Source organism: Klebsiella sp. CN_Kp104 (genome assembly GCF_040064515.1).
In the GTDB taxonomy this organism is placed as follows: domain Bacteria; phylum Pseudomonadota; class Gammaproteobacteria; order Enterobacterales; family Enterobacteriaceae; genus Klebsiella; species Klebsiella aerogenes.
Genome location: NZ_JBEAII010000008.1, coordinates 192,687 through 207,039, shown reverse-complemented (window position 1 = coordinate 207,039; position 14,353 = coordinate 192,687). Strand labels below are relative to the sequence as shown.

The 14,353-nt window shown below is 55.7% G+C and carries 19 protein-coding genes; 12 read left to right on the top strand and 7 right to left on the bottom strand.

Annotation, left to right across the window (positions count from 1 at the left end; translation table 11 throughout):
- Nucleotides 1–6: 6 nt before the first annotated feature.
- The 5 genes from folC to ABLU80_RS12070 all read left to right on the top strand — a co-directional run bounded on the left by folC (nt 7) and on the right by ABLU80_RS12070 (nt 4,914).
- Entirely contained in the window at nt 7–1,275 is a 1,269-nt protein-coding gene (folC, locus tag ABLU80_RS12090; protein ID WP_348850007.1) for a bifunctional tetrahydrofolate synthase/dihydrofolate synthase, read from the top strand.
- Nucleotides 1,265–1,957, top strand: a complete 693-nt coding sequence (gene dedD / locus ABLU80_RS12085; protein ID WP_015365556.1) for a cell division protein DedD — start codon at nt 1,265–1,267, stop codon at nt 1,955–1,957. Before folC ends, dedD begins: the two co-directional genes overlap by 11 nt.
- A gap of 218 nt (nt 1,958–2,175) precedes the next feature.
- Nucleotides 2,176–2,664, top strand: a complete 489-nt coding sequence (gene cvpA / locus ABLU80_RS12080; RefSeq protein WP_015706172.1) for a colicin V production protein — start codon at nt 2,176–2,178, stop codon at nt 2,662–2,664.
- Between the two features lie 33 nt (nt 2,665–2,697).
- Nucleotides 2,698–4,215, top strand: coding sequence for an amidophosphoribosyltransferase (gene purF / locus ABLU80_RS12075; protein WP_015365559.1), 1,518 nt, complete (start codon nt 2,698–2,700; stop codon nt 4,213–4,215).
- Nucleotides 4,216–4,341: 126 nt separating this feature from the next.
- The gene (locus tag ABLU80_RS12070) at nt 4,342–4,914 is read left to right on the top strand and encodes a UbiX family flavin prenyltransferase (protein WP_020078233.1); all 573 of its coding nucleotides are present in this window, start codon (nt 4,342–4,344) and stop codon (nt 4,912–4,914) included.
- Nucleotides 4,915–5,024: 110 nt separating this feature from the next.
- On the opposite strand, the gene ABLU80_RS12065 is transcribed toward ABLU80_RS12070, so the two are convergent.
- Nucleotides 5,025–5,153 (bottom strand): hypothetical protein, encoded by a 129-nt coding sequence (locus tag ABLU80_RS12065; RefSeq protein WP_161798742.1) that lies wholly within the window; start codon nt 5,151–5,153, stop codon nt 5,025–5,027.
- A 49-nt stretch (nt 5,154–5,202) separates the two neighbouring features.
- On the opposite strand from ABLU80_RS12065, the gene argT reads away from it, so the two are divergent.
- The 5 genes from argT to hisP all read left to right on the top strand — a co-directional run bounded on the left by argT (nt 5,203) and on the right by hisP (nt 9,282).
- Complete coding sequence (gene argT / locus ABLU80_RS12060) at nt 5,203–5,985, top strand: lysine/arginine/ornithine ABC transporter substrate-binding protein ArgT (RefSeq protein ID WP_348850005.1); 783 nt, start codon at nt 5,203–5,205, stop codon at nt 5,983–5,985.
- Nucleotides 5,986–6,252: 267 nt separating this feature from the next.
- Nucleotides 6,253–7,035, top strand: a complete 783-nt coding sequence (gene hisJ, locus ABLU80_RS12055; protein WP_015365563.1) for a histidine ABC transporter substrate-binding protein HisJ — start codon at nt 6,253–6,255, stop codon at nt 7,033–7,035.
- A gap of 66 nt (nt 7,036–7,101) precedes the next feature.
- Nucleotides 7,102–7,788: a histidine ABC transporter permease HisQ gene (locus tag ABLU80_RS12050; protein ID WP_015365564.1), complete on the top strand. Its 687-nt coding sequence runs from the start codon at nt 7,102–7,104 to the stop codon at nt 7,786–7,788.
- Nucleotides 7,785–8,501 carry an ABC transporter permease gene (locus ABLU80_RS12045; RefSeq protein WP_015365565.1) on the top strand — a complete coding sequence of 239 codons (717 nt, stop codon included), beginning with the start codon at nt 7,785–7,787 and terminating at the stop codon, nt 8,499–8,501. The genes ABLU80_RS12050 and ABLU80_RS12045 overlap by 4 nt, the downstream gene beginning before the upstream one ends.
- A 7-nt stretch (nt 8,502–8,508) precedes the next feature.
- Nucleotides 8,509–9,282 carry a histidine ABC transporter ATP-binding protein HisP gene (gene hisP / locus ABLU80_RS12040; protein ID WP_015365566.1) on the top strand — a complete coding sequence of 258 codons (774 nt, stop codon included), beginning with the start codon at nt 8,509–8,511 and terminating at the stop codon, nt 9,280–9,282.
- A 37-nt stretch (nt 9,283–9,319) separates the two neighbouring features.
- Here the strand turns inward: hisP and ABLU80_RS12035 are convergent, their stop codons facing one another.
- The 6 genes from ABLU80_RS12035 to yfcG all read right to left on the bottom strand — a co-directional run bounded on the left by ABLU80_RS12035 (nt 9,320) and on the right by yfcG (nt 12,891).
- Nucleotides 9,320–9,817 carry a GNAT family N-acetyltransferase gene (locus ABLU80_RS12035; protein WP_047056548.1) on the bottom strand — a complete coding sequence of 166 codons (498 nt, stop codon included), beginning with the start codon at nt 9,815–9,817 and terminating at the stop codon, nt 9,320–9,322.
- Nucleotides 9,818–9,892: 75 nt separating this feature from the next.
- On the bottom strand, nt 9,893–10,447 hold the full coding sequence (locus ABLU80_RS12030; protein WP_015365568.1) for a hypothetical protein: 555 nt from the start codon (nt 10,445–10,447) through the stop codon (nt 9,893–9,895).
- A gap of 3 nt (nt 10,448–10,450) precedes the next feature.
- Nucleotides 10,451–10,705 (bottom strand): hypothetical protein, encoded by a 255-nt coding sequence (locus tag ABLU80_RS12025; RefSeq protein WP_032706104.1) that lies wholly within the window; start codon nt 10,703–10,705, stop codon nt 10,451–10,453.
- Between the two features lie 213 nt (nt 10,706–10,918).
- Entirely contained in the window at nt 10,919–11,812 is an 894-nt protein-coding gene (locus ABLU80_RS12020) for a TIGR01777 family oxidoreductase (RefSeq protein WP_059476463.1), read from the bottom strand.
- 21 nt (nt 11,813–11,833) lie between these two features.
- Nucleotides 11,834–12,196 (bottom strand): dihydroneopterin triphosphate 2'-epimerase, encoded by a 363-nt coding sequence (folX, locus tag ABLU80_RS12015; RefSeq protein ID WP_015365570.1) that lies wholly within the window; start codon nt 12,194–12,196, stop codon nt 11,834–11,836.
- 65 nt (nt 12,197–12,261) lie between these two features.
- Nucleotides 12,262–12,891 carry a GSH-dependent disulfide bond oxidoreductase gene (gene yfcG / locus ABLU80_RS12010; RefSeq protein ID WP_015365571.1) on the bottom strand — a complete coding sequence of 210 codons (630 nt, stop codon included), beginning with the start codon at nt 12,889–12,891 and terminating at the stop codon, nt 12,262–12,264.
- A 162-nt stretch (nt 12,892–13,053) separates the two neighbouring features.
- On the opposite strand from yfcG, the gene yfcF reads away from it, so the two are divergent.
- Together yfcF and yfcE are read left to right on the top strand one after the other, a co-directional pair.
- Complete coding sequence (gene yfcF, locus ABLU80_RS12005; protein ID WP_015365572.1) at nt 13,054–13,698, top strand: glutathione transferase; 645 nt, start codon at nt 13,054–13,056, stop codon at nt 13,696–13,698.
- A 57-nt stretch (nt 13,699–13,755) separates the two neighbouring features.
- Nucleotides 13,756–14,307: a phosphodiesterase gene (gene yfcE, locus ABLU80_RS12000; protein WP_015365573.1), complete on the top strand. Its 552-nt coding sequence runs from the start codon at nt 13,756–13,758 to the stop codon at nt 14,305–14,307.
- Nucleotides 14,308–14,353: the final 46 nt, after the last annotated feature.

Sequence of the window (14,353 nt, the reverse complement as noted above, 5' to 3'; positions counted from 1 at the left end):
GACATCATGGAAAAAGATCCTATTCCTCAGGCCACGTCGCCCCTGGCTACGTGGCTTTCTTATCTGGAGCATCTGCACAGTAAAGCCATCGATCTGGGACTGGCGCGGGTGAGCGAAGTCGCCGGACGGATGGCGATATTAAAACCGGCGCCGTTTGTCTTTACAGTATCGGGTACCAACGGCAAAGGCACCACCTGCCGAACGCTGGAATCGGTGCTGATGGCGGCGGGCTATAAAGTTGGCGTGTATAGTTCGCCGCATCTGGTGCGCTATACCGAACGCGTGCGTATCCAGGGCGCCGAGCTGCCGGAAGCGGCGCATACCGCCTCATTTGCCGAAATCGAAGCGGCGCGCGGCGATATCTCGCTGAGCTATTTTGAATTTGGCACGCTGTCCGCGCTATGGCTGTTTAAGCAGGCACAGCTGGATGTGGTTATCCTGGAGGTGGGTCTGGGTGGACGCCTGGACGCCACGAATATCGTCGATGCTGACGTCGCGGTGGTCACCAGCATCGCGCTGGATCATACCGACTGGCTGGGGCCGGATCGTGAAAGCATTGGCCGTGAAAAAGCGGGTATCTTCCGCGCTGGTAAACCGGCGGTGGTGGGCGAGCCCGATATGCCGCAGACGATTGCCGACGTGGCGAATGAAAAGGGCGCGACGCTGCTGCGCCGCGACCATGACTGGCGTTATAGCATGACAGACCAGTCATGGAACTTTACCGATCGTCAGGGCGAGTTGGCAGGGCTGCCGCTGCCGCAGGTTCCATTGCCCAATGCCGCGACGGCGTTGGCGGCGCTGCGCGCCAGCGGGCTTAACGTCGCTGAACAGGCGCTGCGCGACGGCATTCATCACGCCATGCTCCCGGGGCGCTTTCAGATTATCAGCGACGCGCCGCGGGTGATCCTCGATGTCGCGCATAACCCGCACGCGGCGGCTTATCTCGCCGGGCGTCTCAAAAGCTTAGCGAAAACGGGGCGCGTACTGGCGGTTATTGGTATGCTGCATGATAAAGATATCGCCGGAACCCTGGCGAATCTGGCGCCTGAAGTAGACGCGTGGTACTGCGCGCCGCTGGAAGGGCCGCGCGGCGCCACGGCGGACCAGCTGATTGCGCATCTGCGCGCGGGCCAACGTTATGACAGCGTAGCGCAGGCGTGGCATGCCGCTATGGCGGATGCCAAAGCCGAAGATATGGTGCTGGTGTGTGGTTCCTTCCACACGGTGGCGCATGTAATGGAAGAGATAGACGCGGGGAGAATCGGTGGCGAGTAAGTTTCAGAACCGTTTAGTCGGGACGATTGTACTGGTAGCGCTGGGGGTAATTATTCTCCCGGGTCTGCTCGACGGCCAGAAAAAACATTATCAGGATGAGTTTGCGGCGATCCCGTTGGTGCCGAAGCCGGGCGATCGCGATGAGCCGGATATGCTGCCGGCGGCTACTCAGGCGCTGCCTTCGCAGCCGCCGGAAGGTGCCGCGGAAGAGGTGAGAGCGGGAGACGCCGCGGCGCCATCGCTGGATCCTTCGCGCGTCCCGGTAAACAACAATAGCTTCGATGAAGTCCAGGAGCCGGTGGTGGCCGCCAAGCCGCAGCCGAAACCACAGCCGAAGCCGGTTGAGAAACCGCAGCCTCAGCAGGTTGCGCAGACGCCGCCTCCGGCTAAAACGCAACCGCAGCCGCAACAGCAGCAGGCCGCGATTCCGGCGCCGACCGGGAAAGCCTATGTAGTGCAGTTGGGGGCGTTGAAGAATGCCGATAAGGTTAACGAAATCGTCGGTAAGCTGCGTTCCTCGGGCTTTAAAGCCTGGACATCGCCATCCACGCCGGTTCAGGGTAAAATTACCCGTATTCTGGTGGGGCCGGATGCGTCGAAAGACAAGCTGAAGGGGCAACTCGGCGAGCTGCAGCAGATTTCTGGTCTGAGCGGCGTGGTTATGGGATATAGCCCGAATTAAAATCCCACCCGCTCTGATTGGGCGAGCTGGCAGGCGGGTTAACCTGCTGAAACCCTTGCCGGATACGCCCTGAAGAGGCGTCAGGCAGTATGGCGTTGAATGTTTTTTCAGCGCCATTTTTATTTCTGTAGGGCACGGAAATCCCTACGCAAACGTTTTCTTTTTCTGTTAGAATGCGCCCCGAACCGGACGACAGGGCGTAAAATCGTGGGATGTATATGGTCTGGATTGATTACGCCATTATTGCGGTAATTGGTTTTTCCTGTTTGGTTAGCCTTATCCGCGGCTTTGTTCGTGAAGCGTTATCGCTGGTGACATGGGGATGTGCCTTCTTTGTCGCCAGTCATTACTACACTTACCTGGCTGTCTGGTTCACGGGCTTTGAAGACGAACTGGTCCGAAATGGGATTGCTATCGCGATATTGTTTATCGCAACGCTTATCGTCGGCGCTATCGTTAACTATGTGATAGGCGCTCTGGTAGAGAAAACCGGTCTGTCAGGAACAGACAGGGTGTTGGGGATCTGTTTTGGCGCCCTGCGCGGCGTGCTGATCGTCTCCGCTATTCTGTTCTTTCTCGATAGCTTCACCGGTATGGCAAAAAGTGAAGACTGGCAAAAGTCTGAGCTTATCCCGCAGTTCAGTTTCGTTATCAGATGGTTCTTTGACTATCTGCAGAGCTCGTCAAGTTTCTTGCCCAAAGCATAAGCGTTGGGATGTAGCTTAACGAGGAAAAGACGTATGTGCGGTATTGTCGGTATCGCCGGTGTTATGCCGGTAAACCAGTCGATTTATGACGCGTTAACGGTGCTTCAGCATCGTGGGCAGGATGCCGCGGGCATCATCACCATTGATGCAAATAACTGCTTCCGTTTGCGTAAAGCTAACGGGCTGGTGAGCGATGTGTTCGAAGCGCGCCACATGCAGCGTATGCAGGGAAATATGGGGATTGGCCACGTCCGTTACCCAACGGCAGGCAGTTCCAGCGCTTCTGAAGCGCAGCCTTTTTACGTTAACTCGCCCTACGGCATTACGTTGGCCCATAATGGCAACCTGACCAATGCCCACGAGCTGCGTCAAAAGCTGTTTGAAGAAAAACGCCGCCACATCAACACCACCTCCGATTCCGAAATTCTGCTCAATATCTTTGCCAGTGAGCTGGATAATTTCCGTCATTACCCGCTGGAAGCCGATAACATTTTCGCCGCGATTGCCGCGACGAACCGCCAGATCCGCGGCGCATACGCCTGCGTGGCGATGATTATCGGACACGGCATGGTCGCCTTCCGCGACCCGAACGGTATTCGTCCGCTGGTGCTCGGCAAGCGCGATATCGGCGATGGCCGCACCGAGTATATGGTCGCCTCCGAAAGCGTGGCGCTGGATACATTGGGCTTTGAGTTTCTGCGCGACGTCGCGCCGGGCGAAGCGGTCTACATCACCGAGAAAGGCCAGCTGTTTACCCGTCAATGTGCGGAAAACCCGGTCAGCAACCCGTGCCTGTTCGAATACGTCTATTTCGCGCGTCCGGACTCCTTTATCGACAAGATTTCCGTCTATAGCGCCCGTGTGAACATGGGCACGAAGCTTGGCGAGAAAATTGCCCGCGAGTGGGAAGATCTGGATATCGATGTCGTTATTCCGATCCCGGAAACCTCCTGCGATATCGCCCTGGAGATTGCCCGTATCCTCGATAAACCCTATCGTCAGGGTTTCGTCAAAAACCGCTATGTTGGCCGTACCTTTATCATGCCGGGCCAGCAGCTGCGCCGTAAGTCCGTGCGCCGTAAGCTGAACGCCAACCGCGCCGAATTCCGTGATAAGAACGTGCTGCTGGTGGACGACTCTATCGTTCGCGGCACCACCTCTGAACAGATTATCGAAATGGCGCGCGAAGCCGGTGCGAAGAAAGTGTATCTGGCCTCCGCGGCGCCGGAAATTCGCTTCCCTAACGTTTACGGTATCGATATGCCGACCGCCAACGAGCTTATCGCCCACGGTCGCGAAGTTGACGAGATCCGTCAGATCATCGGCGCTGACGGCCTGATTTTCCAGGATCTGAACGATCTGATCGAAGCGGTGCGCGCAGAAAACCCGGACATTCAGCAGTTCGAGTGTTCGGTCTTTAACGGCGTGTACGTCACCAAAGACGTAGACCAACAGTATCTCGATTATCTTGATTCCCTGCGCAACGACGATGCGAAAGCGGTCCAACTGCAAACCGAAGTTGAAAACTTAGAGATGCATAACGAAGGCTAATTCGTCACTTGTCGCTGGCCCGCCGTCTTTCGAGGACCGCGGGCCTTTTTATTTTTACCCGCCAGGTTGCGTCGGAGACTATAATCCGGCAAAGTCTGCGGCACTATGCGCAAGGGGTATAACATCGTGAAACGACTCATTATCGGCATTTCCGGCGCCAGCGGCGCGATTTACGGCGTACGCCTGCTACAAGTATTGCGTGACGTCGCGGAGGTCGAGACCCATCTGATAATGAGCCAGGCGGCGCGTCAGACGCTGTCGCTGGAAACCGACTACTCGCTGCGGGAAGTGCAGGCGCTGGCCGATGTGGTACATGACGCGCGCGATATCGCCGCCAGCATCTCCTCCGGTTCGTTTAAAACCAGCGGGATGGTTATTCTACCGTGCTCGATGAAAACGCTCTCTGGCATCGTCAATAGCTATACCGATGGTCTACTGACCCGCGCGGCGGACGTGGTGTTAAAAGAGCGCCGCCCGCTGGTGCTTTGCGTACGCGAGACGCCGTTCCATCTGGGGCACCTGCGTTTAATGGTGCAGGCGGCGGAAATGGGCGCGGTGATCATGCCGCCGGTGCCGGCATTCTATCATCGTCCCCAGTCGCTGGATGATGTGATTAATCAGACGGTTAACCGGGTGATCGATCAGTTTGATATTGACCTGCCGCAGGACCTGTTTACCCGCTGGCAAGGCGGAGTATGATGCACCTGTTTGGTGCATTTTATTTACCTTTGCCTTCCGCTGGTGCATTTTTGTTGTCCTGATCAAATCCTCGACATTTAATTTGTTTTTTTGCGTTTTGCCGCTGCGGTTTATCCGCCAATGCTGGTATCTTCCCTCTTAAGACAATCTTGCAACTTTATATTAACAAATTTAACGCTGTTACCGGCACGCACCGGGAAAATGGCATAAAACCTGCAAGAACCGTCAGCAACATACATAACCAGACAGCGCACAACATAACAACATCACGACACTTAAGGGCTTTCTATGAAGAAGACGATCCTGGCTCTCTCGTTAATCACGGGAATCAGCAGCGCCGCCAGCGTATCTGCGGCGCTGCCGCAAAGTATCCGCATCGGCACCGATACCACCTATGCGCCTTTCTCGTCGAAGGATTCGAAGGGCAACTTTATTGGCTTTGACATCGATCTGGGCAATGAACTGTGCTCGCGTATCAAGGTGAAGTGCACCTGGGTGGGCAGCGATTTTGACGCGCTGATCCCCTCGCTGAAAGCGAAGAAAATCGACGCAATTATCTCGTCGCTATCGATTACCGAAAAACGACAGCAGGAGATTGCGTTCTCTGACAAGCTGTATGCGGCAGACTCTCGACTGATTGCCGCAAAAGGCTCGCCGATTCAGCCGACGCTGGAGTCGCTGAAAGGCAAGCATGTTGGCGTACTGCAGGGCTCTACTCAGGAGGCCTATGCCAACGAACGCTGGCGCAGCCAGGGCGTGGATGTTGTCGCCTATGCTAACCAGGATCTCATCTATTCCGACCTCGCCGCAGGGCGCCTTGATGCGGCGCTGCAGGATGAAGTCGCGGCCAGTGAAGGTTTCCTCAAACAACCTGCCGGTAAAGACTACGCGTTTGCCGGTCCTTCCGTTAAAGACAAAAAATACTTCGGCGATGGTACCGGCATCGGCCTGCGCAAAGAAGATGGCGAGCTGAAAGCCGCTTTCGACAAAGCGCTGGGTGAAATGCGTAAAGACGGCACCTACGACAAAATGGCGAAGAAATACTTCAACTTTAACGTCTACGGCGATTAAGACTGTAGCGGTCTGGTTATGCCAGGCCGCTCCATTGCGACGCGGTTATTGTTGCCCTTGATAGGTGCAAGCGGTTGATAGCTTGCACCAGAATGGGGCGGCAGCAGTTTTTCTTTGTTCATAAAATGCATAGTTAAGCGTTTCTGATGCAAAAAAATCTGCTTTCATGCGCATTTTGCTTTGCCTTGGCAGGGCGAATAATGGCACGATAACTGGCGTAAGTGCTTCTAATAAACCCGTTAGAATGACAGTCTGTTGAGGATAATTATGAAAAAACTGGCGTTGTCTCTTTCTTTGGCGCTGGCCCTTTCCAGCGTTTCCACGGTATTCGCAGCTATTCCACAGAAAATCCGTATCGGTACCGATCCTACTTATGCGCCGTTCGAATCGAAGAATGCGCAGGGGCAATTGATCGGTTTTGACATCGATCTGGCGAAAGAGCTGTGTAAGCGTATTAATACCCAATGTACCTTCGTTGAAAACCCGCTGGATGCGCTGATCCCCTCGTTAAAAGCGAAGAAAATCGATGCGATTATGTCCTCGCTGTCGATTACCGAAAAGCGCCAGCAGGAAATTGCCTTCACCGACAAACTTTATGCCGCTGACTCCCGTCTGGTGGTGAAAAAGGGCAGCGATATTACGCCAGACCTGAGCAAGCTGAAAGGCAAGCGCATTGGCGTTCTGCAGGGCACCACTCAGGAAACCTACGGCAACGAGCACTGGGCGCCGAAAGGCATTGAAATTGTCTCCTATCAGGGCCAGGACAATATCTATTCCGACCTGACCGCGGGCCGTATTGACGCCGCGTTCCAGGATGAGGTCGCCGCCAGCGAAGGTTTCCTCAAACAGCCGATTGGCAAAGATTATCAGTTTGGTGGCCCGTCCATTAAGGATGAGAAGTTGTTTGGCGTCGGTACCGGCATGGGCCTGCGTAAAGACGACACCGAGCTGCGTGAAGCGCTAAATAAAGCTTTCGCCGAGATGCGTAAAGACGGCACTTACGACAAGCTGGCGAAGAAATATTTCGACTTTAACGTGTACGGCGACTAATCATCGTTAGTACCTCGCCGCACGCGTTTTCACGTGCGGCGATCGATGACAGACAGGGCAGACAGCATGCTGTACGGGTTCTCACAGGTTATTTTTCAGGGCGCGCTGGTCACCCTTGAGCTGGCGCTTAGCTCGGTAGTGCTCGCGGTCCTTATTGGGCTGGTGGGCGCGGGGGCGAAATTATCCGCTAACCGGCCTATGGCGCTGGTGTTTGAAGGCTATACCACGCTGATCCGCGGGGTGCCGGATCTGGTGCTGATGCTGCTGATTTTCTATGGGCTACAGATCGCCCTTAACAGCATCACCGATGCATTAGGCATGGCGCAATTTGATATTGATCCGATGATCGCCGGTATTATCACCCTCGGCTTTATCTATGGCGCGTACTTCACTGAAACCTTCCGCGGCGCGTTTCTGGCGGTGCCGAAAGGCCATATTGAAGCGGCGACGGCATTTGGCTTCAGCGGCTGGCAGACGTTCCGCCGTATCCTGTTTCCGGCGATGATGCGCTATGCGCTGCCCGGTATCGGCAACAACTGGCAGGTGATTCTCAAAGCCACCGCGCTGGTGTCACTGCTCGGTCTGGAAGACGTGGTGAAGGCAACGCAGCTGGCGGGCAAAAGCACCTGGCAGCCGTTCTATTTCGCTATCGTCTGCGGGGCGATCTATCTGGTGTTTACCACGATTTCCAATGGTGTGCTGCTGCTGCTTGAACGCCGCTACTCCGTGGGTGTGAAGAGGGCTGACCTGTGATTGAAATTATTCAGGAGTACTGGAAATCCCTGCTGTGGACCGACGGTTACCGTTTTACCGGCGTGGCGATCACCCTGTGGCTGTTGATTGCTTCAGTGGTGATGGGCGGTATCCTCGCGGTGTTTCTCGCCATCGGGCGGGTATCGAGCAATAAATATATTCAGTTTCCGATCTGGCTGTTTACCTATATTTTCCGCGGCACGCCGCTGTACGTGCAGCTGCTGGTGTTTTACTCCGGGATGTATACGCTGGAAATCGTCAAAGGCAGCGATCTGTTGAATGCGTTTTTCCGCAGCGGCCTGAACTGTACGGTGTTGGCATTGACCTTAAATACCTGCGCCTACACCACCGAGATTTTTGCGGGGGCGATTCGTTCGGTGGCGCCGGGCGAGATTGAGGCTGCGCGGGCTTACGGCTTTTCGTCAGTTAAGCTATACCGCTGCATTATTTTGCCGTCGGCACTGCGTATTGCGCTACCGGCGTACAGCAACGAAGTCATTCTGATGCTGCACTCGACGGCGCTGGCGTTTACCGCCACGGTGCCGGATTTGCTGAAAATTGCGCGTGATATTAACTCAGCGACCTATCAGCCGTTTACCGCTTTCGGCATCGCCGCGGTACTGTACTTAATTATTTCGTATGTGCTGATTAGCTTGTTCCGCAAGGCGGAAAAGCGCTGGTTGCAGCATATCAAACCCTCTTCGACGCACTGAGAAAGCCATGACCGACAATAAATTAAGCGTTATCGATCTGCATAAACGTTACGGCGAGCACGAGGTGCTGAAAGGCGTCTCGCTGAAAGCGAAGGCCGGAGACGTGATTAGTATTATCGGCTCATCGGGTTCCGGTAAAAGTACCTTTCTGCGCTGCATCAACTTTCTGGAGAAGCCAAGCGAAGGAACGATTATCGTCAACGGGCAGAATATTGGCCTGGTGCGCGATAAAGACGGCCAGTTGAAGGTAGCGGATAAAAACCAGCTGCGTCTGCTGCGCACGCGCCTGACGATGGTGTTCCAGCACTTCAACCTGTGGAGCCACATGACGGTACTGGAAAACGTTATGGAGGCGCCGATTCAGGTGCTCGGCCTCAACAAACAGGAAGCGCGCGAGCGGGCGGTGAAGTATCTGGCGAAAGTCGGTATCGATGAACGCCAGCAGATCAAATATCCGGTACATCTTTCCGGCGGTCAGCAGCAGCGCGTGTCCATCGCTCGGGCGCTGGCGATGGAGCCGGACGTACTGTTGTTTGATGAGCCGACATCGGCACTGGATCCGGAGCTGGTGGGCGAAGTGTTGCGTATTATGCAAAAACTGGCGGAAGAGGGGAAAACCATGGTGGTCGTCACCCACGAAATGGGTTTTGCCCGCCACGTCTCTTCACACGTGATTTTCCTCCATCAGGGAAGAATCGAAGAAGAGGGACATCCCGACGAGCTGTTCGGCAACCCGAAAAGCCAGCGCCTGCAGCAGTTCCTTAAAGGTTCACTGAAGTAATCGCCTCTTCCCGGCGGGTTTGCTCGCCGGGAATGACTTAACGCTCCAGCCGGTAGATCCAATCATCGTAATCCACGCCGTTGAGGTGGTAAGCATTTTCCAGCACCTGAATGCGTACAAAACCGTGCTTTTCCAGCAGCCGGGACGATCCCAAATTATTGCCAAGCACCCAGGCATTAATGGCGTGGATGCCAAGGGTGGTAAAGCCGTAATCACAAATCGCGCGCAGCGCTTCGCTGGCGTAGCCCTGACCCTGCGCTTGCGGCAGTAGCGCGTAGCCGACGTCGGCCTCGTGCGGGTTTTTCGCGCTGATGCGCAGACCAATATCCCCCAGCGGCGTGCCGGCAGAATCGCGCAATACAAAGACGCCGGCATCTTCGCAGCGGCATTCAAACACGCTGTGTAGCGCCGTTTCGCTTAACACCTCACCCATGTAACGCATGACGTCAGGGTCCTGACGCAGACGCAGAAAAAAGGGCCAATCGGCCGGAGTGAAGCGGGAAAGCAACAGGCGGGGCGTTGTTATCGTAGTCATAAAGCAATTAATCAGCTAAAACGAAAGCCTACTTTACCACCATGCTGTGCCGGGTAACATGCTCGCCCTCGCGAATCAGCCCGTGGGTGAAGTGGCGCTCAGACTTTGCAGGTAGCGCTGCACGCGGTGATTTTCCGGTGAACGGCGAAGCTGTAGCGCCAGGTTGAGGCTATCCAGCAGTAGAGCGTTAGCCACCATCGGCGAATCGGCGGCGATGCGCTTTTCCGCGACTAACCATTCAACGACGGATTTCCAGCGCCAGAGAGGGGAATTGCCCTTCACGCGCTGTACGGGGCCGGGAAACCGCCCGCTGCCGCGAGCGCCCTCTTTTAATAGCGCGATCGCCTGGCGGGAGACGCCGATAAGTTCGGCGATATCGCTCAGCCCGACTAGTGTCGAATCGATGGACTCCACGCGGATATCTGGCAGGGCGGCGGTTTCTACATCGCGGATGGCGGACAGAGCCGCCTGCTCCAGCGATTGGCCCTCGCGATCGAACTCGAGGTAGACCGCAGTACCGTAAAAGCAGACCAGCGCGTCGCTACAGCCTGCGGCAAAGAGCGCATCTTCCAGTCCTGGCGTTTGACTGGTGACGCCGGACAGCGTCAGCGTAAAATTAAATATCGGCATCGTTTAGCGTTCCTTATGCATGGTGCGCGCGGTAGCCGGGATGGGACACCGTTCGACCATTCTGATTATTTGCCGGGCGTGGTTTTCAGGGACGGCGGGCGTCGACCAAATGCTCATCATATGTTCACGGTGTTCAGCCACGCCGCAGACGAGTCGGCCAAAGCAATGAGCGCTTTTACCTGCAGGCAGCAATATCCACCCCCGCGCCAGCGCCGTAGCAATCGCCTTCCTGATATGTTTGTCCGGATGTTCCTTCATCGTCAAATCCTGCTCAGAATAAAAAGAGTGTTGACGGTTGTCAACGATTTTTGAGGGTATATTCCTCGTCAGGACGTTATGGCAGGAGAATAATTTTGCGGTTGGAATGCGCTTCACAAGAAGCGTAGCAAGGAGAGCGAGGAATTAACGATTTGCGAGGCGGCTTCCGCCCAAGGGAAGAGAACGGGGAGCCGTTGCTCCCCGTTTATCGACTTAGCTCAACACATCCTTCAGAGCCTCTTCCAGATCGTACCAGCGAAAGCTAAAGCCGGCGGCTTCCAGGCGTTTAGGCAGCGCGCGCTGGCCGCCGAGCACCAGTACTGAAGATTCTCCCATCAGCAGGCGAATGGCGGCGGCGGGAACGCGGAAAATCGCCGGGCGATTGAGCGCGTGGCCGAGCGCGTGGGCAAACTGTTCGTTACGTACGGGATAGGGTGAGACCATATTGAACGGGCCGCGCAGATCGTTATCCAGCAGCCACAAGATCCCGTTCACCATATCATCGATATGGATCCACGCCAGATACTGACGACCGTCGCCGATAGGGCCGCCCAGGCCGAGCTTAAACGCTGGCGTCATTTTGGCCAGGATCCCGCCGCGCGGCGCTAATACGACGCCGGTGCGCAACAGGCACACGCGCGTGCGATCGCTTTGCGCCTCACAGGCGATTTGCTCCCAGCGGGCGCAAAGTTTATGGGTAAATTCGTTGTGCGGCGGCTCTTCCTCGGTCACCACGACTTCACCGAGATCGCCGTAATAGCCGGTAGCGGAACCGCTAATCAGCACGGAGGGTGGTGTTTCGCTGGCTTTAAATAACGCGACCAGTTGCCGGGTGATGTCCCAGCGGCTGCGGCACAGGCGCTCTTTTTGCTCTGCCGTCCAGCGCTTATCGGCGATCGGTTCGCCGGCAAGGTTAATGACGGCGTCAAAGCCATCGAGGTTGTTTTGCCCCTCGAAACCGCGCCACAGCGTGACGCGGGGATCGAGACGGGCTTTCGCGTGTTCAGGGTTGCGGGTGGAAACCGTGAGCTGGTGCCCAAGTTCCAGCAGCCTGGTAATAAGATGCCGACCAATGAGCCCGGTACCGCCAGTGAGCAGGATTTTCATACCGCCTCCCTTACAAACGTTTTAGCGCCGCCAGCTCATGGTCATTGATACTGAGTCGGCATAGCGCAGCGCGTGAAGTTTATCGATCTCTACTTCAGCATAAGTGACCCAGTGATGTTCGCATGCGATATTGAGCACATCCTGGGTTAATTTTTCCAGCAGCGAGAAGCGGTTATTCTCGATATGGCTGATGATGCGCTTAGTAATGGTGCGATAGTTCAGGGCATCATTGATGTCTTCGCTGTCGCGAGCCTTATCGGCCGGATAGTGAATCACCACATTAACCAATACGTCCTGACGGTTGGCGATCTCTTCCTCTTTGATTCCAATAAAAGTACGCAGGCGCAGGTTCTTAATACGAATAATGGCGTCTGGCTGAGACATTGCAGGCTTCCTCCGTGTAGTAATTTCCGCAATCATACATGAAAGCACGCCCTGCGAGCAGGGGATTAATACTGTTGCGTTTTGAGTAGCGCTTGTTGCGTTGCCGGGCGCTGGCGGATGCGTTCAAACCAGTTATGCACCGCCGGGAACTGGCTAAGATCGATGCGTTGGCGCGAGTGGGCATTAATCCATGGCCAGCAGGCGATATCGGCGATACTGTAGTGCTCGCCGCCCAGCCATGGACTCGCTTCAAGACGTCGGTTCATTACGCCATAGAGGCGCTGACTTTCGACCTGATAGCGTTCAATGGCGTAAGGGACAGCCTGAGGCGCGTGATGGTTAAAGTGGTGGTTTTGCCCAAGCATTGGCCCCAGACCGCCGACCTGCCAGAATAGCCATTGCAGGGTAGTATGCCGCTCGCGCAGCTCGCCGCTTAGTAATTTTCCCGATTTCTCCGCCAGATAGAGCAGGATCTCTCCTGACTCAAACAGGCTTAACGGCGCACCGCCGTCGACCGGAACGTGGTCAACGATCGCCGGGATCTTATTATTTGGCGAGATAGCCAGAAACTGCGGGCGAAACTGTTCACCTTTGCCGATATCGACGCGTATCAGGCGATAGGCCAGCTGCGCCTCTTCGAGAAAAAGAGTGATTTTGTGGCCGTTGGGGGTAGGTGCGTAGTAAAGATCGATCATGAGGTCTCCCGCCATCGAAGGTCGCAAACGTTTCGAGTATAGGCGACCTGCGCCATCGCGGGGCAAAGATTAAAATTGCGAAATCCTCATGTGGCTGCCAGTGACATCTTATAGCAGACCAGCTATGTTGATTTATCACCCCCTGGCTTCATTGAGGATGTCATGAATCAGCCTGTTATTACTCTGTGGTCCGATGCCGATTTTTTCTCCCCCTATGTGATGTCCGTGTACGTGGCGCTGCAGGAAAAAAGCCTGCCGTTCACCCTTAAAACCGTCAATCTCGACAGCGGCGAGCATCTGCAGCCGGGCTGGAAGGGCTACTCCGCGACACGGCGTGTGCCGCTGCTGGAAGTGGATAATTTTTCGCTGAGCGAATCCTCGGCCATCACCGAATACCTTGACGAGCGCTTTGCGCCGCCGGAATGGGAGCGCTTGTATCCGCACGACCTGCAAAAACGCGCGCGGGCGCGGCAGGTGCAGGCCTGGCTGCGAAGCGATCTGATGCCCATCCGCGAAGAACGTTCTACCGACGTGGTGTTTGGCGGCGCGAAGAAGCCTGCGCTTAGCGCTGCGGGGCAAACCAGCGCGGCTAAACTCTTCGCTACCGCCGGCGCGCTTTTGGCGCATGGCGGACAGAATCTGTTTGGCGAATGGTGTATCGCCGATGCCGATCTTGCGCTGATGCTAAACCGTCTGGTGCTGAACGGCGATGAGGTGCCGGAAGCGCTGGCGGACTATGCGACCTTCCAGTGGCAACGGGCATCTGTTCAGCGTTATGCCGCACTGTCAGCTAAACGTAGCGGCTGATAAGCGCAGGCAGTTCCGTTATCATAGACAGACCGTATTGTCTGGTAAGGGGTTGATATGAAACTGATGTTCGCATCCGATATTCACGGCTCGCTGCCTGCGACCGAACGCGTTCTGGAACGCTTCGCGCAGAGCGGGGCGCAGTGGCTGGTTATCCTCGGCGATGTGCTCAATCACGGGCCGCGCAACGCGCTGCCGGAAGGGTATGCGCCGGCGCAGGTCGCCGAGCGGCTGAACAGCGTCGCGCAGCGGATTATCGCCGTCCGCGGTAACTGTGATAGCGAAGTCGATCAAATGCTGCTGCATTTCCCCATTACTGCCCCCTGGCAGCAGGTGCTTAGCGAACGCTACCGCCTGTTTTTGACCCACGGTCATCTCTATAGTCCGGATAATTTGCCGCCGCTCGCTGCTGGCGATGTACTGGCTTATGGTCATACTCATATTCCGGTTGCCGAGAAACGCGGCGATGTATTCCTCTTCAATCCTGGCTCTGTGAGCATCCCGAAAGGCGGCTTTGCCGCCAGCTACGGCATGCTGGAAGATGATCGGCTGCAGGTTTTCGCACTCAATGATAATCAGGTTATTGCAGAGGCCGCGATTTACCCGTAATTTACCCCTCAATCGTAAAGACGCGCCGCGAGAGCGCTTAAAAGTA

Coding starts and splice junctions, on each gene's coding strand:
- folC (WP_348850007.1), top strand. CDS start 7: ATGGAAAAAGATCCTATTCCTCAGGCCACGTCGCCCCTGGCTACGTGG.
- cvpA (WP_015706172.1), top strand. CDS start 2,176: ATGGTCTGGATTGATTACGCCATTATTGCGGTAATTGGTTTTTCCTGT.
- purF (WP_015365559.1), top strand. CDS start 2,698: ATGTGCGGTATTGTCGGTATCGCCGGTGTTATGCCGGTAAACCAGTCG.
- ABLU80_RS12065 (WP_161798742.1), bottom strand. CDS start 5,153: ATGTATGTTGCTGACGGTTCTTGCAGGTTTTATGCCATTTTCCCGGTG.
- argT (WP_348850005.1), top strand. CDS start 5,203: ATGAAGAAGACGATCCTGGCTCTCTCGTTAATCACGGGAATCAGCAGC.
- hisJ (WP_015365563.1), top strand. CDS start 6,253: ATGAAAAAACTGGCGTTGTCTCTTTCTTTGGCGCTGGCCCTTTCCAGC.
- ABLU80_RS12050 (WP_015365564.1), top strand. CDS start 7,102: ATGCTGTACGGGTTCTCACAGGTTATTTTTCAGGGCGCGCTGGTCACC.
- hisP (WP_015365566.1), top strand. CDS start 8,509: ATGACCGACAATAAATTAAGCGTTATCGATCTGCATAAACGTTACGGC.
- ABLU80_RS12035 (WP_047056548.1), bottom strand. CDS start 9,817: ATGACTACGATAACAACGCCCCGCCTGTTGCTTTCCCGCTTCACTCCG.
- ABLU80_RS12030 (WP_015365568.1), bottom strand. CDS start 10,447: ATGCCGATATTTAATTTTACGCTGACGCTGTCCGGCGTCACCAGTCAA.
- ABLU80_RS12025 (WP_032706104.1), bottom strand. CDS start 10,705: ATGAAGGAACATCCGGACAAACATATCAGGAAGGCGATTGCTACGGCG.
- ABLU80_RS12020 (WP_059476463.1), bottom strand. CDS start 11,812: ATGAAAATCCTGCTCACTGGCGGTACCGGGCTCATTGGTCGGCATCTT.
- folX (WP_015365570.1), bottom strand. CDS start 12,196: ATGTCTCAGCCAGACGCCATTATTCGTATTAAGAACCTGCGCCTGCGT.
- yfcG (WP_015365571.1), bottom strand. CDS start 12,891: ATGATCGATCTTTACTACGCACCTACCCCCAACGGCCACAAAATCACT.
- yfcF (WP_015365572.1), top strand. CDS start 13,054: ATGAATCAGCCTGTTATTACTCTGTGGTCCGATGCCGATTTTTTCTCC.
- yfcE (WP_015365573.1), top strand. CDS start 13,756: ATGAAACTGATGTTCGCATCCGATATTCACGGCTCGCTGCCTGCGACC.